Annotated in this window: 1 protein-coding gene; it reads right to left on the bottom strand. The window is 59.7% G+C overall.

The genetic code is table 11. The features are described from left to right. A partial coding sequence (locus E1919_RS27125) for an IS4 family transposase (RefSeq protein ID WP_162056526.1) occupies positions 1–1,340 on the bottom strand: 1,340 nt, incomplete at its 3' end. Positions 1,341–1,396 lie beyond the last annotated feature (56 nt).

Raw genomic sequence — 1,396 nt, 5'->3', positions numbered from 1 at the left:
TGCGCGAGCATCCACCCATCGAAGATTTTACAGAATTCCATGTATCCGCGGTGGAGGGTGATAACACCTGCTCTCTTTTCATGTGGCTTCCATCCTCCCAGCCTGGCCATGACCCAGTAACACCACTGAAGCGAGTCAGGTGAATAAGGATTCCTCTGTTTGGCTGTCCTTCCTTCATGTCTTCTGTTTAGCGCCTGCATGCATCTGAGTTCCTCTTCTGTAAAGGCGCCCGCTATCTCCACAGGCTCCTGCTGCTTGGCAGCCAGGTGCAGGCGTATAATTTTGCTTACGGCAAACAGGCCCAGCAGCGAAAGCTGCACCAGCCCCTTGCCTGTCTCTACCTGGAGTGCCTCCACATCCAGCCCCTTGTGCTTTAACAGGCGGAAGACCTGCTCAATGTTCCAGCGCATCGAGTACCAGCAGAGCACCTGCAGGGCCTGCTCCAAACTCTCCACGGCATGGGTGGTGAGAAGGCGCCAATAGACCGGCTTCTGCCCTTGTGGCGTATTCGCCTCCTTTGCCTCTACCACGTAGAGCTCCTTCTCCCGCTGCCCCAACCGCAGGCGCACCTTGCTGTGGCGCACCTGGAGCTCCGCCTCACGCTGCTGGCGCCCTGTGCGCACATCCCCTTTGAGGGTGAGCCGGTGGATGCCTGCTTCCGGCAAGTCGGCCAGCGCCGTGGAGAGCTTGCCGCCCCCGGCCAGCAGACGGTCTGCCGAGGAACGCACCAGCAGGTGCGTTTTCTCCCCATCGGGCACCCGCAGGAAGAGCTCACTGATGTCGCCTTCCCGGTCACAGACATGCGTCACCCTGCCCGCCTTTTCCAGCAGGGCATTGCTCGACTCGGCGGCCTCTATCCAGCGGTAGCTCTCCTTTTCCTCTATTGGCTGCTTTTTATAGAAGCGCTCCGACTTGTCCTGGGCCGCCATGTCCCTGCTCCAGGTCTTTACGTGGCTATAGCCCAGGCAGTGGCCGTCACTGGCCCCGACCACCAGCGAGGGGTGCAGGAAAAAGCCCAGCGAGGCCCTGTCGCCGATCACCCCCAACTCCCGCCCGTCGGAGATGTTGCCCCTGTTGCGCTCGAAGTTTGGCTGGGTGGTGTCCTGAAAGACCAGGTAGTGCGCCCCGGCCTCCACCTGGCGCGCGCAGTCCCGCCGGATGAACTCCACCACCTGCCCCGTCTTCAGGTTGGGGTTGTGCAGCAGCCGGTAAAAGCCGCGCTGCTGGGCCTCGTTGTTTGCCAGTCGATGAATCACCACGCTCTCTTTCTCTAGTATCCTCGTTGCCAAATCCTCTACACGACGGCTGATACGCCGGTCGCTGAATATGTCACCGCTCATTTGCTCCTTTTAGAACAGAGAACAAATGCGCCTCAAAGTTTGTGTCCTAATCGTAG

The sequence above is a fragment of the Pontibacter pamirensis genome (genome assembly GCF_010015475.1).
Lineage (GTDB): Bacteria > Bacteroidota > Bacteroidia > Cytophagales > Hymenobacteraceae > Pontibacter > Pontibacter pamirensis.
Note: the sequence above shows the minus strand (reverse complement) of the source record. Positions and strands in the feature narration are given on the sequence as shown.